30 protein-coding genes and 1 pseudogene are annotated in these 25,776 nt (G+C 63.9%); 15 read left to right on the top strand and 16 right to left on the bottom strand.

Translation table 11 applies throughout. The features are described 5' to 3' along the window. Nucleotides 1-16 precede the first annotated feature (16 nt). The 3 genes from QSV46_RS01965 to QSV46_RS01955 all read left to right on the top strand — a co-directional run bounded on the left by QSV46_RS01965 (nucleotide 17) and on the right by QSV46_RS01955 (nucleotide 2,980). Nucleotides 17-1,246: a carboxylate-amine ligase gene (locus QSV46_RS01965; RefSeq protein ID WP_314945486.1), complete on the top strand. Its 1,230-nt coding sequence runs from the start codon at nucleotides 17-19 to the stop codon at nucleotides 1,244-1,246. A gap of 62 nt (nucleotides 1,247-1,308) precedes the next feature. Beyond that, complete coding sequence (locus QSV46_RS01960) at nucleotides 1,309-1,494, top strand: hypothetical protein (RefSeq protein ID WP_314945485.1); 186 nt, start codon at nucleotides 1,309-1,311, stop codon at nucleotides 1,492-1,494. Nucleotides 1,495-1,840: 346 nt separating this feature from the next. Beyond that, nucleotides 1,841-2,980, top strand: coding sequence for a hypothetical protein (locus QSV46_RS01955; protein WP_314945484.1), 1,140 nt, complete (start codon nucleotides 1,841-1,843; stop codon nucleotides 2,978-2,980). Between the two features lie 3 nt (nucleotides 2,981-2,983). Here the strand turns inward: QSV46_RS01955 and gor are convergent, their stop codons facing one another. The 3 genes from gor to rpiA are packed head-to-tail and all read right to left on the bottom strand — an operon-like array spanning nucleotide 2,984 to nucleotide 5,692. Then, nucleotides 2,984-4,372, bottom strand: coding sequence for a glutathione-disulfide reductase (gor, locus tag QSV46_RS01950; RefSeq protein ID WP_314945482.1), 1,389 nt, complete (start codon nucleotides 4,370-4,372; stop codon nucleotides 2,984-2,986). Between the two features lie 55 nt (nucleotides 4,373-4,427). Next, nucleotides 4,428-4,976 (bottom strand): DUF2059 domain-containing protein, encoded by a 549-nt coding sequence (locus QSV46_RS01945; RefSeq protein WP_314945479.1) that lies wholly within the window; start codon nucleotides 4,974-4,976, stop codon nucleotides 4,428-4,430. A gap of 2 nt (nucleotides 4,977-4,978) precedes the next feature. Continuing rightward, a complete protein-coding gene (gene rpiA / locus QSV46_RS01940; RefSeq protein WP_314945476.1) occupies nucleotides 4,979-5,692 on the bottom strand; it encodes a ribose-5-phosphate isomerase RpiA in 714 nt (237 codons plus the stop codon). A 152-nt stretch (nucleotides 5,693-5,844) separates the two neighbouring features. On the opposite strand from rpiA, the gene QSV46_RS01935 reads away from it, so the two are divergent. From QSV46_RS01935 to QSV46_RS01920, 4 genes are all read left to right on the top strand, one after another. Next, nucleotides 5,845-6,537 carry an HAD family hydrolase gene (locus tag QSV46_RS01935; RefSeq protein WP_314945473.1) on the top strand — a complete coding sequence of 231 codons (693 nt, stop codon included), beginning with the start codon at nucleotides 5,845-5,847 and terminating at the stop codon, nucleotides 6,535-6,537. A 322-nt stretch (nucleotides 6,538-6,859) separates the two neighbouring features. Beyond that, entirely contained in the window at nucleotides 6,860-7,894 is a 1,035-nt protein-coding gene (gene moaA / locus QSV46_RS01930; RefSeq protein ID WP_314945471.1) for a GTP 3',8-cyclase MoaA, read from the top strand. Nucleotides 7,895-8,070: 176 nt separating this feature from the next. Further along, nucleotides 8,071-8,652, top strand: coding sequence for a TRAP transporter small permease subunit (locus QSV46_RS01925; RefSeq protein ID WP_314945469.1), 582 nt, complete (start codon nucleotides 8,071-8,073; stop codon nucleotides 8,650-8,652). Nucleotides 8,653-8,679: 27 nt separating this feature from the next. Next, nucleotides 8,680-10,335 carry a TRAP transporter large permease subunit gene (locus QSV46_RS01920; RefSeq protein WP_314945467.1) on the top strand — a complete coding sequence of 552 codons (1,656 nt, stop codon included), beginning with the start codon at nucleotides 8,680-8,682 and terminating at the stop codon, nucleotides 10,333-10,335. An 85-nt stretch (nucleotides 10,336-10,420) separates the two neighbouring features. Here the strand turns inward: QSV46_RS01920 and QSV46_RS01915 are convergent, their stop codons facing one another. From QSV46_RS01915 to QSV46_RS01905, 3 genes are all read right to left on the bottom strand, one after another. Further along, complete coding sequence (locus QSV46_RS01915; protein ID WP_314945465.1) at nucleotides 10,421-11,509, bottom strand: TRAP transporter substrate-binding protein; 1,089 nt, start codon at nucleotides 11,507-11,509, stop codon at nucleotides 10,421-10,423. 150 nt (nucleotides 11,510-11,659) lie between these two features. Beyond that, nucleotides 11,660-13,024: a sensor histidine kinase gene (locus QSV46_RS01910; RefSeq protein WP_314945463.1), complete on the bottom strand. Its 1,365-nt coding sequence runs from the start codon at nucleotides 13,022-13,024 to the stop codon at nucleotides 11,660-11,662. Between the two features lies 1 nt (nucleotide 13,025). Then, the gene (locus tag QSV46_RS01905; RefSeq protein WP_314946464.1) at nucleotides 13,026-13,700 is read right to left on the bottom strand and encodes a response regulator transcription factor; all 675 of its coding nucleotides are present in this window, start codon (nucleotides 13,698-13,700) and stop codon (nucleotides 13,026-13,028) included. Nucleotides 13,701-13,998: 298 nt separating this feature from the next. Between QSV46_RS01905 and QSV46_RS01900 the strand changes: the two genes are divergently transcribed. After that, nucleotides 13,999-14,184: a hypothetical protein gene (locus QSV46_RS01900; protein WP_314945461.1), complete on the top strand. Its 186-nt coding sequence runs from the start codon at nucleotides 13,999-14,001 to the stop codon at nucleotides 14,182-14,184. 121 nt (nucleotides 14,185-14,305) lie between these two features. On the opposite strand, the gene QSV46_RS01895 is transcribed toward QSV46_RS01900, so the two are convergent. The 3 genes from QSV46_RS01895 to QSV46_RS01885 all read right to left on the bottom strand — a co-directional run bounded on the left by QSV46_RS01895 (nucleotide 14,306) and on the right by QSV46_RS01885 (nucleotide 15,125). After that, nucleotides 14,306-14,518, bottom strand: coding sequence for a hypothetical protein (locus QSV46_RS01895; RefSeq protein WP_314945458.1), 213 nt, complete (start codon nucleotides 14,516-14,518; stop codon nucleotides 14,306-14,308). Between the two features lie 57 nt (nucleotides 14,519-14,575). Continuing rightward, nucleotides 14,576-14,818: a transcriptional regulator gene (locus tag QSV46_RS01890; RefSeq protein ID WP_314945457.1), complete on the bottom strand. Its 243-nt coding sequence runs from the start codon at nucleotides 14,816-14,818 to the stop codon at nucleotides 14,576-14,578. A gap of 97 nt (nucleotides 14,819-14,915) precedes the next feature. After that, nucleotides 14,916-15,125, bottom strand: coding sequence for a cold-shock protein (locus tag QSV46_RS01885; RefSeq protein WP_314946462.1), 210 nt, complete (start codon nucleotides 15,123-15,125; stop codon nucleotides 14,916-14,918). A gap of 455 nt (nucleotides 15,126-15,580) precedes the next feature. Between QSV46_RS01885 and rpsU the strand changes: the two genes are divergently transcribed. Beyond that, on the top strand, nucleotides 15,581-15,856 hold the full coding sequence (gene rpsU / locus QSV46_RS01880) for a 30S ribosomal protein S21 (RefSeq protein ID WP_314946460.1): 276 nt from the start codon (nucleotides 15,581-15,583) through the stop codon (nucleotides 15,854-15,856). A gap of 44 nt (nucleotides 15,857-15,900) precedes the next feature. Here the strand turns inward: rpsU and QSV46_RS01875 are convergent, their stop codons facing one another. Genes QSV46_RS01875 through QSV46_RS01865 form a run of 3 tightly spaced genes read right to left on the bottom strand, consistent with a single transcriptional unit; the run spans nucleotide 15,901 to nucleotide 16,788 of the window. After that, entirely contained in the window at nucleotides 15,901-16,179 is a 279-nt protein-coding gene (locus QSV46_RS01875) for a DUF1488 domain-containing protein (protein ID WP_314945455.1), read from the bottom strand. A 50-nt stretch (nucleotides 16,180-16,229) separates the two neighbouring features. Then, nucleotides 16,230-16,526 (bottom strand): hypothetical protein, encoded by a 297-nt coding sequence (locus QSV46_RS01870; protein ID WP_314945454.1) that lies wholly within the window; start codon nucleotides 16,524-16,526, stop codon nucleotides 16,230-16,232. Then, a complete protein-coding gene (locus QSV46_RS01865; RefSeq protein ID WP_314945453.1) occupies nucleotides 16,519-16,788 on the bottom strand; it encodes a hypothetical protein in 270 nt (89 codons plus the stop codon). The genes QSV46_RS01870 and QSV46_RS01865 overlap by 8 nt, the downstream gene beginning before the upstream one ends. 185 nt (nucleotides 16,789-16,973) lie before the next feature. On the opposite strand from QSV46_RS01865, the pseudogene QSV46_RS01860 reads away from it, so the two are divergent. After that, nucleotides 16,974-17,081 (top strand): annotated as a pseudogene (locus QSV46_RS01860) (acyl-phosphate--glycerol-3-phosphate O-acyltransferase); the annotation flags it as partial. Between the two features lie 5 nt (nucleotides 17,082-17,086). Here QSV46_RS01860 and QSV46_RS01855 read toward each other — a convergent pair. The 4 genes from QSV46_RS01855 to QSV46_RS01840 all read right to left on the bottom strand — a co-directional run bounded on the left by QSV46_RS01855 (nucleotide 17,087) and on the right by QSV46_RS01840 (nucleotide 20,825). Beyond that, on the bottom strand, nucleotides 17,087-17,506 hold the full coding sequence (locus QSV46_RS01855) for a hypothetical protein (RefSeq protein WP_314945452.1): 420 nt from the start codon (nucleotides 17,504-17,506) through the stop codon (nucleotides 17,087-17,089). A gap of 376 nt (nucleotides 17,507-17,882) precedes the next feature. Beyond that, entirely contained in the window at nucleotides 17,883-18,974 is a 1,092-nt protein-coding gene (locus QSV46_RS01850) for a TRAP transporter substrate-binding protein (RefSeq protein ID WP_314945450.1), read from the bottom strand. 222 nt (nucleotides 18,975-19,196) lie between these two features. Beyond that, complete coding sequence (locus QSV46_RS01845; protein ID WP_314945448.1) at nucleotides 19,197-20,333, bottom strand: Mrp/NBP35 family ATP-binding protein; 1,137 nt, start codon at nucleotides 20,331-20,333, stop codon at nucleotides 19,197-19,199. A gap of 54 nt (nucleotides 20,334-20,387) precedes the next feature. Further along, on the bottom strand, nucleotides 20,388-20,825 hold the full coding sequence (locus QSV46_RS01840; protein WP_314945447.1) for a VOC family protein: 438 nt from the start codon (nucleotides 20,823-20,825) through the stop codon (nucleotides 20,388-20,390). A 195-nt stretch (nucleotides 20,826-21,020) separates the two neighbouring features. Between QSV46_RS01840 and QSV46_RS01835 the strand changes: the two genes are divergently transcribed. The 5 genes from QSV46_RS01835 to QSV46_RS01815 all read left to right on the top strand — a co-directional run bounded on the left by QSV46_RS01835 (nucleotide 21,021) and on the right by QSV46_RS01815 (nucleotide 25,748). Beyond that, entirely contained in the window at nucleotides 21,021-21,893 is an 873-nt protein-coding gene (locus QSV46_RS01835) for an NAD(P)-dependent oxidoreductase (RefSeq protein ID WP_314945445.1), read from the top strand. A 22-nt stretch (nucleotides 21,894-21,915) separates the two neighbouring features. After that, nucleotides 21,916-23,193, top strand: coding sequence for a sodium:proton antiporter NhaD (gene nhaD, locus QSV46_RS01830; protein ID WP_314945442.1), 1,278 nt, complete (start codon nucleotides 21,916-21,918; stop codon nucleotides 23,191-23,193). Nucleotides 23,194-23,330: 137 nt separating this feature from the next. Continuing rightward, nucleotides 23,331-24,926 (top strand): HAMP domain-containing sensor histidine kinase, encoded by a 1,596-nt coding sequence (locus QSV46_RS01825; RefSeq protein ID WP_314945440.1) that lies wholly within the window; start codon nucleotides 23,331-23,333, stop codon nucleotides 24,924-24,926. A gap of 44 nt (nucleotides 24,927-24,970) precedes the next feature. Then, entirely contained in the window at nucleotides 24,971-25,174 is a 204-nt protein-coding gene (locus QSV46_RS01820; protein WP_314945438.1) for a DUF1289 domain-containing protein, read from the top strand. Nucleotides 25,175-25,202: 28 nt separating this feature from the next. Beyond that, nucleotides 25,203-25,748: a TIGR02281 family clan AA aspartic protease gene (locus QSV46_RS01815; protein WP_314945435.1), complete on the top strand. Its 546-nt coding sequence runs from the start codon at nucleotides 25,203-25,205 to the stop codon at nucleotides 25,746-25,748. Nucleotides 25,749-25,776: the final 28 nt, after the last annotated feature.

The raw sequence follows: 25,776 nt of genomic DNA, 5'->3' as shown, positions 1-25,776 counted from the left end.
ACTGCCGGGTGGCCCAATGAGCGTTGCTTCAGACGTTTTGAAACTGCTGCGCCTCGATTCCTCAGGCGACAAGCAGCACCTCGTCATTCGCTCTGCCGGCGGACGCGGTAGGGCGGCCGAGTATTCCTTCGGCATCGAAGAAGAATATTTTCTGGCCGATCGCCGAACCTTCGAGGTTGCGATCGAAACGCCCAACGCACTGTTCGAATCCGCGAACTGGTCCACCGGCGGGCAGGCCATGCGGGAGATGCTGCAAGCTCAGCTCGAGGTCGCAACCAACGTTCACATCGACGTCACGGATGCGCGCGAGGAGCTGCGCTTCCTGCGCCGCGAGGTTGCCAACGTCGCCGCGCAATATGGCTTTACCATCATGGCCTGCGGCACCCACCCGACCGCGGTCTGGCGCATGTCGCAGCCGAGCCCGAAGCCGCGCTACGAAGAGATGATCGAGGATCTGCGCAGCATCGGCCACCGCAACATGATGTGCGGCATGCATGTGCACGTGCAACTGCCCGATCCCGAGAAGCGAATGGCGGTGATGCGGGCGATGCTGCCGCATCTGCCGCTGCTGATCGCGCTGTCAGCCTCCTCCCCGTTCTGGAATTCGCACAAGACGGGACTGAAGGGCTACCGGCTGGCCGCCTATTCCGAGCTGCCGCGCACCGGCCTGCCCGAATTGTTCGAGAGCAGGCAGGACTACGACGAATATCTCGGCGCGCTGCAACGCTCCGGCGTGATCCCCGATGAAAGCCACATCTGGTGGGCGATGCGCCCGTCCCTGAAGCATCCGACGCTGGAGCTCCGCGCGCCCGACACCTGCACCTTCGTCGACGACGCCGTCGCAATCGCCTCGCTCTACCGCTGCCTGACACGGCACTTCCATCAGCGGCCTCATCTGTCGAGGAACGTCACGGTGGTCGAACGCGCGATCGCGGTCGAGAACAAATGGCGGGCCCAGCGCTACGGCACCGATTGCATCTTTGCCTCGAAGGATGGCCCGGTCACGATCTCCGAGCTGCTCTCGCGGGTGATCGGCGAGATCGCCGAGGACGCGGCCGCACTGAATTGCGCCGCCGAGGTTGAGCACTGCCGCACGATCGTGGAGCGTGGCAGCTCGGCCGAGTTCCAGCTTCGCGCCTACCGTGAAAACGGCGACGACATCGCAGCCGTGTCACGTTGGATTGCTACATCTACGATCTCGGGAACGAGCGCGCCTGTGGGGCGTAGTGCTCAAGCGCCGTCATAGCGCTGGCGCAAGCTTCGGCGGCGAAACTGCCGCCCTCGCATTTAATGATCGTGGAGAACCGCATGAATCGCATCACCTCCTGCACCGGCTGCGGCCATGCTCTTGTCCCGATGCTGACGACCAAAGATCGCGCAGAGCCGAGCTGCCTCTGGTGCGAAGGCATCGATGCGCGCGCATTGGACATGGCGAAGTGGGCCGACAGCCCGTCCGGCAAGCCCGAGCGGATCGCCCGTCCATCGTTCGAATGAGCGGCCTCAGACGCGCGGGCCACCGGCGCCTGCCCATCCGCGCGACCTCTCGATTGCATGCCCTTTGCAGGACCTGCCGACAAATTAGACAAGATACCTCGCCGCACCAAACCAACCGGTCTTGCGAACGGGGCTAGGCCGGCCCGTGAGCGGACTGTCTAACCTCGCGTGTAGGCTCGGCTTTTCTCGCGCGGCGCGAGGCCCGAGAGCCCAGGCGCCGCGCTGCCCGCCGACTGGCCCAAAATTCGCAAGACAGCATCAGGCCTGATTCCCTGCCCTGGACGAAAAGGAGCAGCAAGTTGCGTGCGCCCAGCTCCGGGATAAAGGCGTCAGATCGGAGAATGCCATGAACGTGCATGCTGCGGGCGATCTCAAATACGCTGGCCTGACCCGCCCCAACGGCGCGCCCCTTCGCCTCAACGATCAGGATTTTGTCGCCATCGATCGCGACCGGAATGCGAAGTATGAGGCGACCTACCGGCCGCAAGCCCTCTACAACCGCGCGAACGAAGGCTTTCACGTCAACAACGAGACCTTCCTCCTGCACGAAGTCGCGACCAATCTGCCGATCTATCTCCCCGACACCGGTCCCACCGATTTCCATCTTCATCTGCCGCCGGGCGGCTTTCAGCTCGTGCTGGTCACCTCGGGCGCCTTCACCTTCGACTACGACGGGCGCTTCTACAATGTCGGCCCCGGCGCAGTGATGCTGCAAAGCGCGATCGTGCACCGCCAGCTGTTCTACACCTGGTCCGGATTGTCGACCGAAGAGAATTTGAAGACGCCACAGACGGTGGCGCCGGATCCGATCTCGATGGGCTATTCCGGCAAATTCCTCGAAGCCTTCATCACCGATCCGACGACATTTCCAAACCCGACCATTGTCGGACCGGATCAGATCAACGAAGACGAGACGCCACGGGTGGCATGGAGCCACCCTCTGCATGATCGCCCTGCGGACGCAGGCTTCTGGCTTCAGGACCCCTTGGCGCTGGACGCGCTGTTCAAGCCGCTCGCCGACAGTCCGGTCAAATCATCCTTGCCGGTCTATGTCCGCGACATCGGCATCGAGGTCCCGAGCGGCCATCTCGTCACCGGCCACATCATCGCAACCGACCCGCGCGGCCAGTCGCTGCTGCCGAAGAGCACGTCGATCGCCGCGGACGCGACCTGTTTTGCCAAGGGCGAGGTCGTGATCTATCGCGTCATCCGCGGCACGGCCGAATTCAAGAAGAAGACCGGCGAGACCTTTGAACTGGCATCTGGCGATGTCGTGACGGCGGGCAAGAACGCGATCAGCCTCATTGGCGTCGGCGAAAACACCCAGGTCCTGCGGCTCGGCCTTCTCAAGCGCATGAACGAGCTTTGCAGCTGGTCGCCGACACAGCGCGACGAGATCGACGGTCTCGCCGGTCAGATCATCACGCAGAGGGACGTTCGTCCCCTGCGCACCGAAGGCAAGCCGGTCGGATATCTGTACGGCTAGGCGCTACTCCGCGGCCTGACGCACGTGGCGCGCCGTCGGCGTGCGCATGGTGACGAGCTCTTCGGCCGCAGTCGGATGCAGCGCGATCGTGGAGTCGAAGTCGGCCTTGGTCGCCTTCATCTTCACCGCGATCGCGACCGCCTGGGTAATCTCGGCGGCAGCATCGCCGACGATGTGGCAGCCAAGCACGCGATCGGTCGCACCATCGACGACGAGCTTCATCAGCACGCGGGTGTCGCGGCCCGACATCGTCGCCTTGATCGGGCGGAACGTCGTCTTGTAGATGTCGACATGGCTGAATTGCGCACGCGCCTCGATCTCGGTGAGGCCGACGGTGCCCACCTCCGGCTGCGAGAACACGGCGGTCGGGATGTTGGCGTGGTCGACCTGCACCTCGCGCTTGCCGAACACCGTGTCGGCGAAGGCATGCCCCTCGCGGATGGCCACCGGCGTCAGGTTGAAGCGATGCGTGACGTCGCCGATCGCATAGATGCTGTCGACCGAGCTCTTCGAGAAATGGTCCACCGCGATGCCACCATTGTTCGGGTTGATGGCAACGCCGGCCTTCTCCAGGCCGAGATTGGCGACAGCCGGATGGCGGCCGATGGCGAACATCACCTGGTCGGAGGCGACGCTCGAGCCGTTCGACAGATGCGTGCTGAACTCCTCGCCGTGACGATCGACCTTGGCCACCGTGCAGCCGGTGAGGATGGTGATGCCCTGCTTCTCCATCTCGGCGCGGACGTGCGTGCGGACATCCTCGTCAAAACCGCGCAAGATATTGTCGCCGCGATAGATCACGGTGACGTCGGAGCCGAAGCCGGCAAAGATGCCGGCGAACTCCAGCGCGATGTAGCCGCCGCCCTGGATCACGATCCGCTTCGGCAGCGCCTTCAGGTGGAACGCTTCGTTGGAGGAGATCACGTGCTCGATGCCGGGAATCATGGCGCCGTGGTTGGGCGCGCCGCCGGTGGCGATCAGGATGTACTTCGCCGTAATCGTCCTGTCGTTCTCGAGCAGTCGGACGGTGTGCTTGTCCTCGATCACCGCGCGGCTCTTGACGATCTGCGCGCCTGATTTCTCGACATTCGCGGTGTAGGCCGCCTCCAGCCGCGCGATCTCCTTGTCCTTGTTGGCGATCAGCGTCGGCCAGTCGAAGCTGGCGGGCGGAACGGTCCAGCCGAAGCCGGCGGCGTCCTCGAGCTCGTGACGGACATGCGAGCCGATCACGAACAGCTTCTTCGGCACGCAGCCGCGGATCACGCAGGTGCCGCCCATGCGGTACTCTTCGGCGATCATGACGCGGGCGCCGTAGCCGGCCGCGATGCGGGCGGCGCGCACGCCGCCCGAACCGCCACCAATGACAAAGAGGTCGACGTCGAATTCAGCCATTGTCCACTCCGACCTCTCCTAGAGCGTGATCCGGATTCCGATCAGATAGGTACTGTCAGATTTCCTTGCCACGCTTGCGCATCTCGGCGCGGAAGGCACCCATCACGGTTTCGGAGAAGTTCTGGGCCCAGGAGTTCATGAAGGCCATGCTGAGGCCAATGGCGCGAGGCTCGGCGTCGATCAGCTTCTTGCCCAGCGGCGACCTGTAGAAGGTGACGAGGTCCTTCAGCTCCTGCTCGGTGAACTCGCTGGCATAGATTTGCGCCATGCCATCGCCGATCTCGTTCTGGCGCCCGTTGAGCTGCTGGGCAACGACCCCGGCGACCTCGTTGAGATCCTTCTGGTAATTGAGGTTCTGCTGGATCAGCGCGATCTTGGTCTTCTCGACCAGGCCGGGCACGGCACCTTGATACATCGCCGTCGCGTTTTTGATCTGCAGAATCTCCTTGGCCGCCGCGACCGCTGCCGGCGTCGCCTTCGGCTGGGCCGGTGCTGCGGCAGCCTTGGGGACCGGCGCCGGCTGCTGCGCGAGCGCCGAGACGGCCGAGAGAGCCAATCCCGCAGCGAGAGTCGCGGCCGGCAACAATTTCAAAACGGTCTTCATTCCTAGTCTCCTTTCGGCTTGCGCCGTTCAATCACGCGAATTCCCTCGCCGCCCGCCAGAACGGCCGAGCTGGCCAAGCCGATAAACAACCCATGCTCGACCACGCCGGGGATCGCGCTCAACGCCTCGGCGAGGCCGGACGGATCCACAATACGTCCGAGTTGGGCATCGACGATCCAGTGGCCGCCATCGGTGACGAAAACGTGGCCGTCCTTGGCCTTGCGGACCGCCATTTGCCCGGAAACGCTGCATTCGGCAAATGCCTTCTCGATCGCGCGGCGCGTCGCGCCGAGCCCGAACGGGATCACCTCGACCGGCAACGGAAACTTGCCGAGCGTCGGCACCCATTTGGTGTCGTCGGCAATCACGATCATGCGATCCGATGCCGCCGCCACGATCTTCTCGCGCAGCAGCGCGCCGCCACCGCCCTTGATCAGATTGAGCTCGGGATCGATCTCGTCGGCGCCATCGATGGTGATGTCGAGATGCTCGATCTCGTCGAGCGTGGTCAGCGGCACACCGCAGCGCGTCGCGTCCGCGCGCGTCGCCTCGGAGGTCGGCACGCCGATCACCTTGAGCCCGGCGGCGACGCGTTCGCCGAGCAGCTCGACGAAATGTTTTGCGGTCGAGCCGGTGCCGAGCCCGAGCTGCATGCCGTCACGCACCTCTTCGAGGGCCCGCGCCGCAGCCTGCCGCTTCAACTGGTCCATGTTCACGATGCGCCTGCCCCTGAATGACGACTGTGCCGCCGGTATAGCCGCTTGCGGCGGCCTGTGTAGCCTCGTTTTTCCTGCCGGAACAGGCCTATAAGCTGATCTTATGGCGCCTCCCCTTGCGCCGATACGGCCGGGCCGGTAGCGCTTGCGACATGACCTCCCCTCACACCCTCGTCTTCGATCTCGACGGCACGCTTGTGGATACGGCGCCCGACCTGATCACCGCGCTGAATTACGTGCTCGACCGCGAAGGGTTGCCGCCCGTGCCGATGGCCTCGGCCCGCAACATGATCGGCGCCGGCGCCCGCAAGCTGATCGAGCGGGGGCTGGAGGCCGAGGGCCGGACCGTCACTCCGGCAGACATGAACCGGATGACGGCGGATTTCATCGCCTATTATGCCGACCATATCGCGGTCGAATCCCGCCCTTTCGAGGGGCTCGAGGCCGCGCTCGACCAGTTTGCGGCCCAAGGCCATCGCCTCGCGGTCTGCACCAACAAGCTGGAATGGCTGTCGAAACGGCTGCTGGACCAGCTCGACCTCAGCAGGCGTTTCGCCGCGATCTGTGGCGCCGATACTTTTGGGGTCCAGAAGCCGGATCCGACCATTTTTCGCGAGACCGTGGCGCGCGCCGGCGGAGAGGTCAAAGCCAGCATCATGGTCGGCGACGCCGGAACCGACGTCGGGGTGGCCCGCCGCGCCGGGGTGCCCGTGATCGGGGTCAGCTTCGGCTATACGGACGTGCCGATCGCCGAGCTGAAGCCGGACCGGCTGGTCCATCACATGCGCGATCTGCCCGCCGCAGTCCACAGCCTGATGACGGATGAGCGCCGAGTAAGCCATTGACATGGCTGCGTTAGTTCACGGAACCTTGCGTTGACCATTTATTAACTATGCGCCGCCCGCCGGTTGCCCGCCTGGAACGACGCCCCTAAGGTCGGGCGGGGGCGTGGCGGTTCGTCGCAGTGGTGCCGGCCGAGGCCGCGCCCGCCGCAGGTTCGCCGTTCCCCAATCCGAATGCGGGGAAGCGCTGACTTAGGTCGACCACCCGATTGTCCTGGCCGCGTCTGATGCTTAGATTGCTTCCAAGGCACCGCTGAAGCAAAGGTGCGCTCGTCACCGCAAGTGGCACGGCATCTGGCAAGGCTTATTTGGCAAGGCTTTTGGTATGAACGGACCTTCCGCAGGCCCCCGCGCGGCGCTGTCGAGCGCGATGACCGATCCGTTCGGCCGGACCATCTCGTATTTGCGCGTCTCCGTCACCGATCGCTGCGATTTGCGCTGCTTCTACTGCATGTCGGAAGACATGACGTTCCTGCCCAAGGCCGACCTGTTGACGCTGGAGGAGCTCGACCGGCTCTGCTCGGCATTCATCGCCAAGGGCGTGAAGAAGCTGCGGCTGACCGGCGGCGAGCCGCTGGTGCGCCGCAACGTGATGACGCTGGTGCGTTCGCTGTCGCGGCATCTGACGAGCGGCGCGCTGAACGAGCTGACGCTGACCACCAACGGCACCCAGCTGGCGAAACATGCCCGTGAACTCGCCGATTGCGGCGTCCGCCGCATCAACGTCTCGCTCGACACGCTCGATCCCAAGAAGTTTCGTGAGATCACCCGCTGGGGCGAGATCGACAAGGTGCTGGAAGGCATCGAAGCCGCGCGCGCCGCAGGGCTTGCGGTGAAGATCAACGCGGTTGCGCTCAAGACCCTCAACGAGGACGAGCTTCCCGAGTTGATGCGCTGGGCCCACGGCAAGGGCATGGGCCTGACGCTGATCGAGGTCATGCCGATGGGCGAGATTGGCTCGGGCCGCATCGACCAGTACCTGCCGCTGTCGCTGGTGCGCGCGCGCCTCGCCCAGCAATTCACGTTGACGGATCTGGCCGAGAGCACCGGCGGCCCGGCACGCTATGTCAGCGTCGCCGAGACCGGCGGCAAGCTCGGCTTCATCACGCCGATGACCCATAATTTCTGCGAATCCTGCAACCGGGTGCGCATCACCTGCACGGGCACGCTGCACACCTGCCTCGGCCACGAGGATGCCTCCGATTTGCGCAAACCTCTGCGTGCATCTGATAACGACATGCTGCTTGCGGATGCGATCGACCGCGCCATCGGGCTGAAGCCCAAGGGCCACGATTTCATCATCGACCGTCGCCACGACCGTCCCAGCGTCTCCAGGCACATGAGCGTCACCGGCGGCTAGGATCGCCGGGCCCCGGTGCGGGCTTATTCCCCTTAACTATCAACAAACTTCCGATTGACTGGCGGCACGCTCGCTGGTTTGGTGCGGCTGCCTCATGCCTGCGCGGCGAGACAAGCCAATGCGCCCGAGTCGGCGCAGACAAGACGGCCGGGGCACAATCGGGGGAGGACCTATCGTTGCAAGCGCTCCTAAAGCTGAGCCGTGGAATCGACGCGTTCACGCGTTGGACGGGCAAGCGTCTGGCGTGGCTGATCCTTGTTGCCGTCGTCATCTCGGCGATGAATGCGATCATCCGCAAGACCTTCGACACGTCCTCCAACTCGTGGCTCGAGCTGCAATGGGTGCTTTTCAGCATCGTGTTCCTGCTGTGCTCGTCCTGGACGCTGCTCGACAACGAACACATCCGGATTGACATCGTGAACAATGCGCTGCCGAAGCGGGTGCGCAACATCATCGACGTGATCGGTCACGTGTTCTTCCTCATTCCGCTGACCATCGTCATGATCGTCACCGGAGTTCCGTTCTTCCTGCGCTCGATGCAGATCAACGAGCAGTCCGGCAACGCCGGCGGCCTGCCGCAATGGCCCGCAAAATCCCTGATCATGATCGGCTTCGCCCTCCTGCTCGTTCAAGCCATCTCCGAGCTGATCAAGCGAATTGCGATCATGCGCGGAATGATTCCGGACCCTCATGAATCGCAGGTGTCCGCGCTGGAGGCCGAGGTCGAGCACCTCGTCGAAGCGATCGAAAAGAAATAGCCGTTGGCGACGCTTTAGAGGGAAGCAATGACCGCGTTCATCATCGCCAATATGGCGCCCATCATGTTTGCGACGCTGGTGGTCGCGCTGCTGCTCGGTTATCCGGCGGCATTCTCGCTCGGTGCCGTCGGCCTGTTCTTCGCCATCATCGGCGTCCAGCTCGGCCAATTTCATCCGGACTTTCTCCAGGCCCTGCCGGAGCGCGTCTACGGGGTCATGAACAACGACACGCTGCTCGCCATTCCCTTCTTCACCTTCATGGGGCTGGTGCTCGAGCGCTCCGGCATGGCCGAGGATCTGCTCGACACCATCGGCCAGCTGTTCGGCACCGTCCGCGGTGGCCTCGCCTATGCCGTGATCTTCGTCGGCGCGCTGCTTGCGGCGACCACCGGCGTGGTCGCGGCATCGGTGATCTCGATGGGCCTGATCTCGCTGCCGATCATGCTGCGCTACGGCTATGACCGCCGCGTCGCGAGCGGTGTCATCGCCGCCTCCGGCACGCTTGCGCAGATCATTCCACCCTCGCTGGTCCTGATCGTGATGGCCGATCAGCTCGGCAAGTCGGTCGGCGACATGTACGAGGGCGCGTTCATTCCGGGCCTCGTGCTCGCAGCCCTTTATGCAGGTTACGCGTTCCTCGTGACCCTGATCTTCCCGAAAGCTGCTCCGGGCCTGCCGAAGGAAGCCATCGGCTTCCGCGAAGAGAGCGGCAGCCGGGGCCTGACCTCGCTCGGCGTCCTGTTCCTGGCGAGCTGTGTCTTCGGCTGGGTCATGATGCGGAATTCGGAAATCCACGGCGCCGACTTCGTCGTGCTCAGCATGTTCTTCGGCATTCTCTTCGCGTTCTTCGTCGCCGTCGCGAACTGGATCATCGACAAGCTGACGGGCTTCCGTTTCCTCTCGAAGATGGCGCAGCAGACCACTTTCGTCATGGTGCCACCGCTGTTCCTGATCTTCCTGGTGCTGGGCACGATCTTCATCGGCATCGCGACGCCGACCGAGGGCGGCGCGATGGGCGCGGCCGGCGCCCTCCTTCTCGGCGCGGCGAAGCGGCGGCTGACCTGGGACCTGATCCGCCAGGCCACCGAATCGACGGCAAAGCTCTCGGCCTTCGTCGTTTTCATCCTGGTTGGCGCACGCGTGTTCTCGCTGACCTTCTACGGCGTCAGCGGCCATGTCTGGGTCGAGCACCTGCTGACCTCCCTGCCCGGCGGCCAGATCGGCTTCCTGCTCTTCGTCAACGCCTTCGTGTTCGTGCTGGCGTTCTTCCTCGACTTCTTCGAGCTCGCCTTCATCGTGATCCCGCTGCTCGGGCCGGCGGCCGAGCATCTCGGTATCGACCTGATCTGGTTCGGCGTCATCCTCGGCGTCAACATGCAGACCTCGTTCATGCACCCGCCGTTCGGGTTTGCGCTGTTCTATTTGCGCTCGGTGGCGCCGAAGGAGCGCTATACCGACCGCGTTACCGGCAAACGCATGGAGCCGGTCACGACGGGACAGATCTATTGGGGTGCGGTGCCGTTCGTGGTCATCCAGGTCATCATGGTCGTGCTCGTGATCACGTTCCCGTCGATGGTGATGCACTACAAGGGCGTGCAGTCCACCGTCGATCCCAACAGCATCAAGATCGAGATTCCGCAGATCGATCTGCCGCCGCTCGACTTCGGCCAGCCGAAGCAATAGCGCCCGCATCAACCCGGCGACAAAAAGAACCCGGAGCTCGCGCTCCGGGTTTTTTGTTTGGGGCTTCTGTTTGAAGAAAAACCGCTCAGCTCTGCGAGTTGCGCGCCATGAAGTTGTCGTAGCCGATTTCGGCGACCTGGAACCACTGATAGCCGTTGTTCGAGAAGGCCGTCAGCGATTCGTACACCTTCTTGAAGTCGGCATTGGTGGACGAAACTTCGGTGTGCAGCTCCTTCGCCGCCTTGAAGCAGGCCTGCATGATCTCCGGCGAGAACGGATGCAGCTTTGCGCCACCGGCAAGCAATCTGCGCAGGGCCTGAGGATTGGCCTGGTCGTACTTTGCCATCATCCAGTTGTTGGCATAGTGCCCGGCCTGCTCCAGAACGCTCTGGTAGTATTTCGGCAGCGCGTTCCACTTGTCGAGATTGACGAAGGCGAGAAGCATGGGTCCGCCTTCCCACCACCCCGGGAAATAATAGTGCGGCGCGACCTTGTAGAAGCCGAGCTTCTCGTCGTCATAGGGACCGACCCATTCGGCGGCGTCGATGGTGCCCTTTTCCAGCGCGGGATAGATGTCGCCGCCGGCGATCTGCTGCGGCACCGCGCCGAGCTTCTGAAGCACCCGGCCGGCAAAGCCGCCGACACGGAATTTGAGACCGTTGAAGTCCTGAGGCGTCTTCACCTCCTTGCGGAACCAGCCGCCCATCTGGCAGCCGGTATTGCCGGCGAGCAGCGAGGTGACGTTGTACTTCTTGTAGAACTCGTTGAGGACGTCCCTGCCGCCGCCCAGCATGTACCAGGCCTGGTTGATGCGCATGTTCGGTCCGAACGGCACGGCCGAGCCGAAGGTGAAGGTCGGGTCCTTGCCGAAATAGTAATACGACGCGGTATGACCGATCTCGCAGGTGCCATTCTGCACCGCATCGAGCACTTGCAGGCCGGGGACGATTTCACCGCCTGCGAAGGTCTGGATCTGGAATTTGTTGTCGGTGGCTTCCGCGACCATCTTGGCCATCATCTCGGCGCCGCCGTAGAGCGTGTCGAGCGATTTCGGCCAGCTCGTCGGCATGCGCCATTTGATCTCGGGAAGCGACTGAGCGATCGCGGGAGCGGCGAGTGCCGCGGCTCCCGCCGCGCCAAGTCCAGTGACTTTGATGAAGTCTCTTCTCTTCATGATTTCCTACCCTGATGGACTGTGGTTGTGAGCCTTCTTGCCGAGGCTTGCTCGCAGCATGGAACATTGCGTCGTCAATTTCCATCCGGATCAGGGGGCGGCAGACGAAATGGCGGGCCTAGCCACCATTTCAATCCTACGACTTTAGACTTAGACGGCAGCACAAATCGTGTCCGCCAGCCTGAACCGCAGCGTGAACTCGGCGCCGCCACCGGGAAGGTTCTCCACCGCCACCGTCGCGGCGTGGTCATCCGCCACGCCGCGCACGATCGACAGCCCGAGGCCCGCGCCGTCGCTGCGTTGGCGGTCGGCGCGCCAGAAGCGCTGGAAGATCAGCTCGCGCTCGGCCTCCGCGATCCCCGGGCCGCAATCGCGCACCCGCACCACACCGTCGTCGCCGACCTCGACATCGACGGACGTATCCTTTGCGGTGAACTTGATCGCGTTTTCGGCGAGGTTGAAGATCGCGCGCTGGAGCATCACGGCGTTGCCGTGGATCATCACGGGCGCGTCGGTGCCCTTCAGCGCGATATCCTTGTGCTGCGCGATCGCAAACGGCGCGATCGAGCCGACCACTTCGGCGCAGACGGCACGCAAGTCCGCGGTCTCGCCGGGATCGATCACCAGCGTGTCGAGCTCGGCGATCTCCAGCAGCTGGACCACGATTCGGCTCATGGCCTCGATATCGGCATGCAGCGCCTGCCTCGCTGCCGCGTCGCCCAGCGTCTCGATCCGCGTGCGCAGGATCGCGAGCGGCGTGCGCAATTGGTGCGCGGCATCGGCGGTGAACTGCCGCTGCACCCGGAAGCCGTCCTCGAGGCGGTCGAGCGCCTGGTTGATCGCGGTGACGAGCGGCATGATCTCGCGCGGGATCTGCTCGGTCGGCAGACGGATATCGGTCCGCGCCGGGCCGATATTGCTGGCCTCCTCGGACGCCTTCCACAGCGGCGCGATGGCGCGGCGGAAGATGATGATGTCGGTGGCGAGCAGGATCAGCAGGATGGGAATGGTGATCCAGCCCACCCGCCGGAAGAAGTTCGAGACGATGTCGTCGATGATGACATCGCGGTGCGCGAGGTCCTCGGCAACGCGAACGCGTATCACCTTGCCGTCGATGATCCGGGTGACGCCGGCGCCGGAGATCGTCTCGGACAGCGGCGGCGCCTGGACCGCCGCGCCCGTCTTGCGGCGGGACGAGAACAGCAAACGGCCGTCGGCATCGCGGATATCGTACAAATACCGGCCATAGGCCTCCGAGTAGAGCCCCCGCAGGCTGTCTGGCAGATTGAACGTCAACAGGCCGTCCGGCGCCGCGACGATGCGCTCGGCCAGCACTTCGGCCTGGGCGCGCATGGCATCGCGGTGCAGCTGGTCGATCTCGGAGTTGAGCAGCCAAAACAGCACCAGCGGCAGGAAGATCGCGACCACCGCGACCGCGACGATGTGCAGGAACACGATCCGCCAGATCAGCGACTTGAAGGTCGGCGACCCGCCATAGGACGCGGCGGCAGCCACGCTATTTCTCCTCAGCCATGAGATAGCCGACGCCGCGGATGGTGTGGATCACGACCTTGGCGCCGTGTTCGGCGAGTTGCTTGCGCAGCCGCGAGACATAGACCTCGATCGCGTTGGAGGCGACCTCGCCTTCGAGGCCGAAGATATGATCCTCGACGTTCTTCTTCGGCACCACCCGGCCCTGCCGGCGCAGCAATATCTCCAGCACCGAGGTCTCGCGCGCGGAGATGATCCGCGGCTGGTCGTCGACGAAGATCTGGCGGCTCTCGGTGTCGTAGACGAGATTGGCGAGACTGAGCGAACGGCCGAGCAGCTGGCCCGGCCGGCGCAGGATGGCCTCCAGCCGCGCCACCAGCTCCTCCATCGCGAACGGCTTTGCGAGATAATCATCGGCGCCGCTGCGCAGGCCGCTGACGCGGTCCTGCAGGCCGCCGCGCGCAGTCAGCACCAGGACCGGGAGCGGCTCCATCTGACGGCGCAGCTCGCGCAGCACCGACAGCCCATCGCCGTCGGGCAGGCCGAGGTCGAGGATCATCGCGGCATAGCTGACGCTGCTCACGGCCTCGCGCGCCTCGGCGGAGCTGCCGACGATGTCGCTCTCATAGCCGGCCGCCGATAGCCCGGCGGCAACGAGCCTCGACAGCTCGGCATTGTCCTCGACGATCAGAAGACGCATCACATGTCCGCGGATATCCCGGTCCAACCGCACGGCTTGCGCCGCAGCTTCGCTCTTTTCCAGCATTCCGCCCGCCCGAGCCAGCGAAAAAGCACCCTGCAGGCGGCCCGCCCCGGAGCTGTCAGGCTCGTGTAAGCCAATCGGACGGTGCTGATCCGGGCGGCCCTCTCCTTGCGCCATTGCGAGGGCCGGCATAGCTTTTTGACCGGCAGGAACACATCGGCAGACGGCTGGTTGGTCTCGCAAGCGCCGGAGCGCGTCACCATGCAAGGCGCTCCAAGAGACAAACGAGGTCAAAATGAAACAGAAATCTCAGTCGCCTGCGCTGAAGGAGGCGAACAGTCTGTTCAAGCAGATCGTCGAGAAAACCGCGACCGACTACGAGAAGACGCAACAGGCTTTCCATACCAATCGGGAACGGCTGAAGGCCGAGCGGCTGGCCCGGGAGGCCGAGCAGCGGCGTCAATCGCACCGGACCCCGTAGGGATCGACATCCGGGTTCGCGACGCCGGCGGCCTTATCCTGAAAGCAGCATTCGTCTGCGAAAGAGTTGGCGCGACCCATTGAGCATAGCCCGAAATGCTCATGCCGACCGGCAGGACCGGCTACAGCATCGAAAGCACGATAATCCCGTCTTCGAGATCCCCCGAGACAAGGCGCGCCCGCGCCATACGCTCGAACTCCGTTCGATGCTTCTGCAAATAGCTGAAGGCCTGCTTCTGTGTGCTGAATGTCGTTGAGAGCCGGCACATCTGTCGACTTGCGCCGAACGCAAGAAAAAAGGTGATGGTTCCGTCGTCCGATTTAGCTCTAGGCACGACCTGCGCTCTCCGGCATGTGACGGGCCCTCAATTTCGTTGACGACTTACGGACGGCTATTGCGGCGGCTTGCTCGAGCGTTTCTTGGGCGCCGGCGGCGGCGACGTTCTTCGCAGCTCTGCGTCAGCCGCTTCCTTTGCTTCGCGCACTTCTCGAAGCCGCGTCATGTTCGCGCGTATCGCGACGGCCTGCCTTTCGACATCCGCCAATGCGCGCACTCCCTCTTCGGCAGCCAGGCGCTTGCGATCGGAACGCGCAATGCCTTCAGGTGACAGCTGTGCCGGTTTCTTGGCGCTCATTCCTCACACCGCTCCCCAATGGAGGAAACCCGCTCAATCCTGTGATCGAGCGGGCACAACGCCGTCTCAGTACATCCGTGAAACGGCGGACGCGATATCAGGCCAGCGAGAGGTTCTCAGCGCTGACCTTGCCTCGCACCTTGTCTGTCTTGGCCTCGAAATTGACCTTCTGGCCTTCCGCAAGACCCGCAAGACCGGCGCGCTCGACGGCGCTGATGTGAACGAACACATCGTTGCCGCCGTCGTCCGGCTGAATGAAGCCGAAGCCCTTCTGGCCATTAAACCACTTAACTGTACCTGTCGTCATCTTCTTCTCCAAAGGGCGCACCAGCGCATGTCGCGTGACAACCACGCGATAACCGTCCACTTCGTCGATGTCTTTGGAAAAGGAGCCCGCGGGCGCATTCAACAAGGCACAGCGGCTGATCGAACGCCTTCAATATATATCAACTTCAGGTTTTTGCAAGGCGGAAAGCCGGTTGTTCCAGGCGAGGCCGCCAGGATGGGCCGATCGAGAGGGCTCGAACGAGCCTGGCGTCGAGCAAGCAGGGCTTCCTCGCAAGCAGGGCTTTATCGATTGACAGCGCTGCGCGACGGTGGTCACGTTGACAGCATCAGGTTGCAGCGCCGTGACGAGATCGGCTTTGTCCAGAGCCGGCGATGCCTGTCACCGCCCCTATCCTCGAAATCGTAATGAACTCCTGCGCAATCGGCTGCCGGCAGGACGTGTCGCAATTCGCAGCCGCATCGAGGAGGATTCATTTGCAGGTACTTGTCCGAGACAACAATGTCGAGCAGGCACTGCGCGTTCTCAAGAAGAAGATGCAACGCGAGGGCGTGTTCCGGGAAATGAAGCAGCGACGTTCCTATGAGAAGCCGTCGGAAAAAAAGACCCGCGAAAAATCCGAAGCTGTTCGCCGGGCACGCAAGCTCGCCCGGAAGAAGTTGATCCGGGAAGGACTGCTGCCCGCGCCGCCGAAAAAGAAGCCTTTCGAGCGCAAGCCGCCCCTGCCGGAAGTCAAGGCACGGACGGACTGAGGCAGACATCGGGCGCAGCGGAGCGCCACGTCGCGTCCACGGGGCTACGCTCTGAAATCGATCCCTCGCAGCACAATCCCCGGCGGCGTGCCTTCGAATTCGGTCGCCCGATATTTGCTCGCCGCGCGTGCCTCGATGCGATCACGCAGGCGGGTGAACTGGGCTTCTCGTTGCTCAGGCTTCACCTGCGGGCCGCGCTCGAGATCATCCATCGCCGATGTCGAGATCGCGCAAGAAATCTCCTTTGCGCCATCGTGCATCGAAAACCGGACGATCATCCGGTCGTATTCGTGGCTGATAAAGTGGCCGCTGGTCAGGGTCATGACGTAGTCCTTTGCGCGGCTGCCTCGTAACGCGAGCGGCCGTGATCGCCTCAGCCCTCGCCGTTGAGCCGGGCAAAATCGTCAAACAGTGCCGCGACCAGCGCGCGGTGGCGCGTGTCCTCGGCGGGCAGGCTCGCGGCATAGAGGTTGAGCAGATGGCGCGCCTTCACCGCGGCCTCCGGCCAGGACGCGGAAGGCACCGTCATCATGCGGGTTTCGAGCTCGGCCTCGCGCTCGCGCAGCTCCCTGACATGGGCCTCGACCTCGGCCAATGCGCGGCGCAGGTCGGTCGCCTTTTGCGCTGCCATGCCGCGACGCTTGTCGAGATCGACCGGATGGTCAGACATTGGCGGCGCTCGCGTCGACCCGTTGGGCATCCGCAAGGTCGACCGAGCCGATCGACAATAGTTCAATGGAGCCGCGCAGGCCGCCTTCCGCCGGAACGGTCATCATCGTGGCGAGGCGGCGCCCGGCCGGGAAGGAAAGTCCCTCGATCATCTCCTCGTCGGTGACGACGTCATAGGCTCCGTCGGGCAAAATGCGCTCGATGCCGCGGATCCGGAACGGATGCCTGAAGGTGACGATTTCTCGCCGCGAGCGGGTGGTCATGCGCAGTGCCTTTCGCAAGTGAGGCCCCAACCGACGCCAGCTGCAACGAGCATGCGCTCATCGCACGGCAATAGCCAGCACTATCGTCGCTTGGCCACGAGCTCTCCATGGCGGTTAACCAAGGTCGGCGGTAAGACGTTCGCTGCGGAAACTGGAAACAACTCCCATGATTTTCTGGACAGCGCATCTACGTGATCGTCCGCCATCGCGCCAACATTGGGCGGCTATTGGCGGGGACGGAGCCGCGTCTTGGCCGGACCGGCCCGGAGACGAAGGCGGAAGCGCAGGTATAGGGACATTATTCCGGAGCTTCGAAATCGCCTCTGGACGCTTGTGGCTGTTCGGATCTCTGAAAGCGGCAAGTCGCTCGCCCTGACACAGCAAGCTGCTCCTGAAAAGCGGCCCTGAGTTCGGCCAATTGGTCGCTCGTCGCTCCCGACTCAGCGTCCGCTCGTTGTGCCGGCAAATCCAGGTAAGCGATCGGCCGATCGAACTGGCTCGCCGTGAAGTCATATCTCCGCCCCTCGATCCGATTGTAGAAATGATCGCCGGCCGGCAGAGGCGTCTTCAGCAAGTCGCCGCCAAAGACTTCGTGGACGAGCAATGAAGTGACGTTGCATTGACCTGCCGCCGGATTGTTCGCCGTCCATTTGCTGGCCGTCGACAACGACCATGCCTTGCGCAGCACGCCTTGAACTTCATCGGGATCGAATCTCATCGTCACCTCCAAAGATCCGCCTCGATGCGGGAATTTCGGATTATGCGATGATTGCTTCTTGCCACTGTTTTGCCCGACGAGTCAAACGGGGCTTCGCAGCTCGTCTCGCGGGATCGGCAACGAGGGCGGCAGCGAAGCCCATCGCCCGGCGCAAAATGCCGTTGTAGCGCCTGATGCGTAAGGATTGCCGCTTCCCGCCGATTTGCCTCTGCGTGCCAGACAGTTAGCGGCATCCAAATGGCATCGCCCCCTCGCCGTCCGTCTACTGTGCATGGGGTTGTTTTTTCATTTTTTGTTGGACACCTGCCGGCGCCAAAGAAAAAGCCCGGCCTCGTGAACGAGGCCGGGCCTGTCGTCTTGCGACGGCTTCGAATAATCAGCCGCGGGTGCGCGAGCGGATCATGAAGCTGTCGTAGGTGTACTCGGCGACCTGCCACCACAGATATTCGTCGGAGCGGTAGGCCTGCATGGCGTCGATCGACTTCTTGAAGTCGGGGTTCTTGGCCGAGATCTCGGCCCACAGCTCGTTGGTCGCCTTGAGGCAGGCTTCCAGCACCTCGTTGGTGAACGGACGAAGCTGGGTGCCGCCGGCAACCAGGCGCTTCAGCGCCGTCGGGTTCACCATGTCGTAGCGTGCGGCCATCCAGGTGTTGGTGTTGACGGTCGCGTTGGTGAGGATCGCCTGGTAGCTCTTCGGCAGCTCGTTCCACTTGTCGATGTTGGCGAAGGCGTGGACGGTCGGACCGCCCTCCCAGAAACCGGGATAATAGTAATACTTGGCGACCTTGGCGAAGCCGAGCTTCTCGTCATCGTACGGGCCCACCCATTCGGCGGCGTCGATGGTGCCCTTTTCCAGCGACGGGTAGATATCGCCGCCGGCGAGCTGCTGCGGCACGACGCCGACCTTCTGGAGCACCTGACCGGCGATGCCGCCGATACGCATCTTCAGGCCGGAGAGATCGGCGACGGTCTTGATCTCCTTGCGGAACCAGCCGCCCATCTGAGTGCCGGTGTTGCCGCAGGGAAAGCCGATCACGTTCGACTTCTTGAAGAACTCGTTGGCGAGCTCGTTGCCGCCGCCCTGGTACAGCCACGAATTCTGCTGGCGCGCGTTGAGCCCGAAGGGCACCGAGGCGAAGATCGCAAAGGTCGGATCCTTGCCGACATAATAGTACGACACGGTATGGCACATCTCGACGGTGCCCTTTTGCGTCGCATCGAGCGCCTGGAGACCGGGGACGATTTCACCCGCCTGGAAGACCTGAATCTGGAATTTGTTGTCGGTCATTTCGGCGACGTACTTCGCCATCTGCTCGGCGCCGCCATAGATCGTATCGAGCGACTTCGGAAAGCTCGAGGTCAGGCGCCACTTGATCTCGGGCGAGGACTGCGCGATCGCCGGCGAGGCCACCGCGGCGGTCGCCGCCGCGCCTGCTGCCGACACTTTCAGGAAATCACGACGCTTCATTTTCAGGTCTCTCCTTGCTGGGGCGTTTCCCCTAACTTCCTTTTTGCCGCCGCTCATTCCGGCGACGCGTTTGGGCGCGTCGAACCAAAGGGGCTTGACTGCCGTGGGCCTTTAACACGGAAGGCTGGCTTTCGAAACGCGACATTGGCATGACGGGGCTCGACGAAAGTCGCATGTCCCCCGGGTATCGGCCGGGAGGGATTAGTCCTGCCCCTGCCCGGCTCAGGCCGCAGCGATGACGCCCTTGAGCTGGTCCCGGACCTGTCCCGCAATGGCGCGATAGATGGCCGCATGAGGCCCATCCGGCTCGCTGTCGACAACCGGGCTACCGGCATCCGAAGAAGCGCGAATCGCCATGTGCAGGGGGATCTCTCCCAGGAACGGGACAGCGAGCTTCTCGGCCTCGTGGCGCGCGCCGCCATGGCCGAAAATATCCGATTTCGTGCCGCAATGGGGGCACTGGAAATAGCTCATGTTCTCGACGATACCGAGCACGGGCACGTTGACCTTCTTGAACATCGCAAGCCCGCGCCGCGCGTCGATCAGGGACAGGTCCTGCGGGGTCGAGACGATCACGGCGCCCTTCAGCGGAACGTTCTGCGCCAGCGTGAGCTGGGCATCGCCGGTGCCGGGCGGCATATCGACGACAAGCACGTCGAGCTGGCCCCATTCGACGTCGCGCAGCATCTGCGTCACCGCCGACATCACCATGGGACCGCGCCAGATCATCGCGGTCTCCTCCTCCACCAGGAAGCCGATCGACATGATGGCAAGGCCAAAGCGCCGCAGCGGAATCATCTTGCGCTCAGGGTTCAGCTCCGGCTTGTCGCGCAGGCCCGTCAGCCGCGGCACCGAGGGGCCGTAGATATCGGCATCGAGCAGCCCGACCTTGAGGCCGAGGTCGCGCAGGCCCAGCGCCAGATTGAGCGCTGTGGTCGACTTGCCGACGCCGCCCTTGCCCGAGGCCACCGCGATCACGGCCGCAACGCCCGGAATTTCCGACTGCCGCGCCATCGGCGACCCTCCGCCCTGCGGTGGCTTGTGGGCGTGGACCGGCTGCACGCCCGGCGTGCCGCGGCTCGGCTGCGGGGGCGGCGGAGGTGCTGCGCCCGCCTTGCGCTCGGCGGTCAGCGCCACCATCACGGTGGTGACGCCCGGAATGGCGCGCACGGCGGCTTCCGCTTCGGCCCGGACCTGCTCCCAGGCCCTCGCCTCGGCGGCATCGACATTGATCGAGAAGAACACCTTGCCGTCGGAGGCGCTGATCGCGCTCAGCACATTGGCATTGGTGAGCGCGACCCCGCGGGGCGACTTGATCCTGGCGAGGCTGTCGAGAACCTGTTGCTGCGTCACGCTCAAAGCGCATCTCCTGACTTCAAGATGTGCCCCATTAGAGCGGAAACGCCCAAAAGGCTACTGCCTGCCGATATCGTCAGCCATCTCGGCGGGCGCCGCCCCCTGCTCCCAGGCCGCCTCGTAGTTAAGCTCGATCATGACCCCGTTGGGGTCGTGGACGAAGATCTGCCAGAGGTCGCCGCCGGGCACCTGGCGGGACTCGAATTTCATCCCCTTCGACGCCAGCCGCTGCTTCATGCCATCAAATCCGCGGCTGACGAAGGCGACGTGGTGGACAACGCCGGAATCCGGCTTTTGTGGCTCCGTGGTCGGAGAAATATCGACGAGGTGCACGACCGGCTTGCCCTCGCTGTACATCCAGGCCCCCGGGAAGGCGAAATTCGGCCGGGCGCCGTTTTCCAATCCCAGCACGTCCTCGTAGAAGCGGACCGTCGCGGCCAGATTCCGGGTCCGGATGTTGAAATGATCGAGCACGCCAACGCTCACGCCGCCCATGCTTTCGCTCCCTTATTTTGAAGTCCTTAAGTCCCGCTATCCTAGCACAGGGGGCCGACAAACGAAGCCGTTGCCCTCCGCCCTCAAGGGTTTATGGTGCGCCCGATCCGCTCCAAGGCGGAACCTCAGGACCCCGGCCGGCGCCCTCCGCCCGGCTGCAACCGTAAAACTCAAGCTACGGACAAGGTACCACACATGGCTAAAGTCGCTTTCCTCGGTCTCGGCGTGATGGGCTTCCCCATGGCCGGACACCTCGTGAAAAAAGGGGGCCATGAGGTCACCGTCTATAACCGCACCGCCGCCAAGGCGAAGGAATGGGCGGACAAGTTCGGTGGCAAGACTGCGGCGACCCCGAAGGCTGCCGCCGAGGGCCAGGATTTCGTGATGTGCTGCGTCGGCAACGACAACGATCTGCGCGCGGTCACGATCGGCCCCGACGGCGCATTTGCCGGCATGAAGAAGGGCGCAACCTTCGTCGACCACACCACCGCCTCCGCCGAGGTCGCGCGCGAGCTCGATGCCGCCGCCATCAAGGCCGGCTTCAAGTTCATCGACGCCCCGGTCTCCGGCGGCCAGGCCGGCGCCGAGAACGGCGTGCTCACGGTGATGTGTGGCGGCGCGCAGGACGCCTATGCCGGCGCCGAGCCGATCATCAACGGCGCCTATGCGCGGATGTGCAAACTGCTCGGGCCCGCCGGCTCCGGCCAGCTGACCAAGATGGTCAACCAGATCTGCATCGCCGGCCTCGTGCAGGGCCTCTCCGAGGGTATCCACTTCGCCAAGAAGAGTGGCCTCGACGTCGCGGCCGTGATCGAAACCATCTCCAAGGGCGCGGCCCAGTCCTGGCAGATGGAGAACCGCTACAAGACCATGAACGAGGACAAGTACGATTTCGGCTTTGCGGTCGAATGGATGCGCAAGGACCTTTCGATCTCGCTGGCCGAAGCCCGCCGCAACGGCGCCAATTTGCCGGTGACCGCGCTGGTCGACCAGTTCTACGCCGAGGTCGAGAAGATGGGCGGCAAACGCTGGGATACGTCGAGCCTGCTCGCGCGCCTGAATCGCTGACAATTGACGGATTGACACCACCTTGCTGATCGCGATCGCTGCCATTTTCGTTCTCGCCTATGCGGCGATCGCGCTCGAGCATCCGCTCGGGATCAACAAGAGTGCCACGGCGCTGATCGGCGCCGGGCTGCTCTGGGCGATCTACGCGGCCGCCAACGGCGACCACGCGGTGGTTGGCCGGCAGATCGACGAATCCGTCGCCTCCACCGCGCAGATCGTGTTCTTCCTGATCGGGGCGATGACCATCGTCGAGGTCATCGACGCCCACGACGGTTTCGAGGTCATTACCTCCCGGATCGGCACGACGAGCCAAGTCAAGCTCATGTGGCTGATCGGCTTCGTCACCTTCTTCCTGAGCGCGATCCTGGACAATCTGACCACCACGATCGTGATGGTCTCGCTGATCCAGCGCCTGATCGCCAAGCGCGACGACCGCCTGTTGTTTGCCTCCCTCATCGTCATCGCCGCCAATAGCGGCGGCGCCTGGACCGTGATCGGCGACGTCACCACGACCATGCTGTGGATCGGCGGGCAGATCACGGCGCTGAAGATCATGGGCGCGGTGTTCCTGCCCTCGCTGGTCAGTCTGCTCGTGCCGCTCGTCTTCATCAGCTTTCTGGTGAAAGGCAAGACCATCGCGCCGCCCCCCAAGGACGACGGCTTGCAGGCCGTCGGCGCGTTCGAGCGCAACCTGATGTTCTATCTCGGGCTCGGCACGCTGGTCGCAGTGCCCGCCTTCAAGGCAGCCACGCACCTGCCGCCCTTCATGGGCGTGCTGCTCGGACTCGGCATCGTCTGGCTGGTCGGCGAAGTCGTTCACCGCAACAAGGACGAGCATGTCCGCCGTCCGCTGACGCTGGCGCACGCGTTGACGCAGATCGACATGGGCTCGATCGTGTTCTTCCTCGGTATCCTGCTCGCGGTCGCCTGCCTCGAACACACGGGCCTCCTGACGATGCTGGCGCGATGGCTGGAGGCGACGATCGGCCGCCAGGACGTCATCGTCGTCGTGCTCGGCCTGCTCAGCGCCGTCATCGACAACGTGCCGCTGGTGGCCGCGACCATGGGCATGTACGACCTCGGCCACTACCCGCCCGACAGCTTCCTCTGGGAGTTCATCGCCTATTGCGCCGGCACCGGCGGCTCGATCCTGATCATCGGCTCCGCCGCCGGCGTCGCCGCCATGGGGCTCGAGCGGATCGAGTTCCTGTGGTACGCCCGCCGCATCGCCGTCCCCGCGCTCGCGGGCTATCTGGCCGGCGCAGCCGTCTATGTCGCGCAGTACGCGGCGCTGCATTGAACCGCGCCAGGCGAGCTGAAAATTAATGCGCGGTTAACGTAATTCTTTAGCTCCTTAAGTCAGCTCTTAAGGATTTCTTGCCAGAGATAGAGAATGCAGAAGGCCCGCCTCGCGCGGGCAGGAATTGTTGTTGTTCGATGAGTAACCCCGCTGAAAAGCCAGAGGTCGTGCAGCTTCCGGCCGAGCCGGCAAGCGCTCCATCGGCGAGCAGCCGACGGGCTGCGGCGCAGCGGGTGCGCGAGGCGCGTGACAAGTTAACGTCGACCAGTGGAACCCGCCCCGCCTTCGACGCCGAGATGCTGCGCCAATATGCACAGACGCGGCTGTCGGCCTCCTATGTCGTGATGCTCCTGGTGGTCGCCACCGGCGTGCTGTTCGGGCTGTGGATGCAGCCAATTCCGGCCGCGGCCTGGACCGCCGGCATGCTCTGCATTCACGCTGCGATGATCCGCAGCTGCCACCGCTTTTTGGCTGAGCCCGCCTCACCCTCGGCAACGCGCACCTGGCGGACGCATTTCGTCGTGCTCGACCTGCTCTACGGCCTGTGCTGGATGGCGATCCTGATCCATCCCGTGCTCGACCTGGTCACGGAAACGCTGATGATGTTCCTGATGCTGCTGGTGATCGCAGTATCGAGCATGCTGGCCGCCAATCTGCCGATCGCAGCCCTCGCCGCCACCGCGCCGGTCGCGGTCGCGATGGCGCTGAGCTTTGCGATAACGGGCGCGCTGGACAATTACATCCTGGCGGCGCTCGCGCTTGCGGCCGAAGGCTATTTCGTGCTGTTGGCGCATCGCCTTCACTCCTCGACCTTCGCAACGCTCGAGGCGCGCGCCGAGAAGGACGCGCTGATCGGCGAGCTGGAACAGGCCAAGGCGATCTCGGACGAGGCGCGGCACCGCGCCGAATCCGCCAACGTCGCAAAATCGCGCTTTCTCGCGCAGATGAGCCACGAGCTGCGCACGCCGCTGAATGCGATCCTCGGCTTCTCCGAGGTGATGAAGAGCGAAATTTTTGGCGCGCATGCGGTGCCGGTCTACAAGGAATATTCCGCCGACATCCATAATTCCGGCGTGCATCTGCTCAACCTCATCAACGAGATCCTCGATCTGTCACGGATCGAGGCCGGCCGTTACGAGTTGAACGAGGAGGCGGTATCGCTGGTCGGCATCGTCGCCGACTGCCATCATCTGATGAAGCTGCGCGCCTCGAGCCGCGGCATCACCATCCACGAGGTGTTCGAGCAGGCGATGCCGCGACTCTGGGCCGACGAGCGCGCGATCCGCCAGGTCGTGCTCAACCTGCTCTCCAACTCGATCAAGTTCACCCCGCAAGGGGGCGAGATCTGGCTCAAGGCCGGATGGACCGCATCGGGCGGACAATATCTCTCGGTGAAGGATTCCGGCTCCGGCATCCCCGAGGACGAGATCCCGGTCGTGCTCGCCTCGTTCGGTCAGGGCTCCAACTCGATCAAGTCGGCCGAACAGGGCGCCGGGCTCGGTCTGCCGATCGCGAAGAACCTGATCGATCTGCATGGCGGCACGTTCACGCTGAAATCGAAGCTGCGGATTGGCACCGAGGTGATCGTCACGTTCCCGCCGGAGCGCGTGATGAGCGCGCTGGCGCCGATATCGGACGATTCTCCGCCGCTCCAGCCGGAGAGTTCCGCGGTGCCCGACGAGAAACGCCGGCCGCGCCGCAAGCCGATCATGAGCGCAGGTACGGGCTCTTAACGAGATGCTTGCAGAAATGCCTGACGTCCCCTCACTATGTCCGAATGAGCAAAGACACGCCGTGCGTCGCCGTCTGCATGATGGATCCCAGAACCAAGCTGTGCTTCGGCTGCGGCCGCACCTTGCCGGAGATCGCGCGCTGGCACGCCATGGAAAGCGCGGAACGGCACGCGGTGATGGCGCTGCTGCCGGCGCGCATGGCGGAGGCCGGGCTTGCGCCGGTCGCGGGATCGACCAAACCCGCCTGACGAGCCTGCGCGCCTGCGGAGGCACGCAATGATCCGCTTCCTGCTCGTCCTCCTCATGCTCGCCGGCGCCGTCGTCGCCTATGGCGATCCCGACCAGATCGCGCGCGCGAGCAACAAGGTCTCGCACATGTTCCGCGGGCCGGCTGCAACGCCCGCCCCCGCCGTGCAGATCCAGCGCGGCCAAGGCGGCGAATTCGCGCTGCGTGCCAAGATCAACGGCGTCGCTGCACCGATGGTGATCGATACCGGCGCAACCTCGGTGGTGCTGACCTGGGAAACCGCGAAAGCCATCGGACTACCGCTCGAGATGCTCGAATACGACGTCGATCTGGAGACCGCGGGCGGCCACACCAAGGCAGCCCGCCTCACGCTCGACCGTCTCTCCGTCGGCCACCTGGTCGAGAAGTCGGTGCCGGCCCTCGTCGTGCAGCGGGGGCAGATGAAAACCAATCTGCTCGGCATGAGCTTCCTCGACCGCCTGGAGAGCTGGGGGGTGCGCGCCGACAAGCTGATGCTCACGGGCTACCCGGAACTCCAGAGCAGCCACCGCCGCTCGCGCACGGCGATGGATTAAGCGCAAAGATGAGGCGGATCGACGAAGA

Source organism: Bradyrhizobium cosmicum, from assembly GCF_032290525.1.
Lineage (GTDB): Bacteria > Pseudomonadota > Alphaproteobacteria > Rhizobiales > Xanthobacteraceae > Bradyrhizobium > Bradyrhizobium cosmicum_A.
This window is presented reverse-complemented; position numbering and strand designations above follow the sequence as displayed.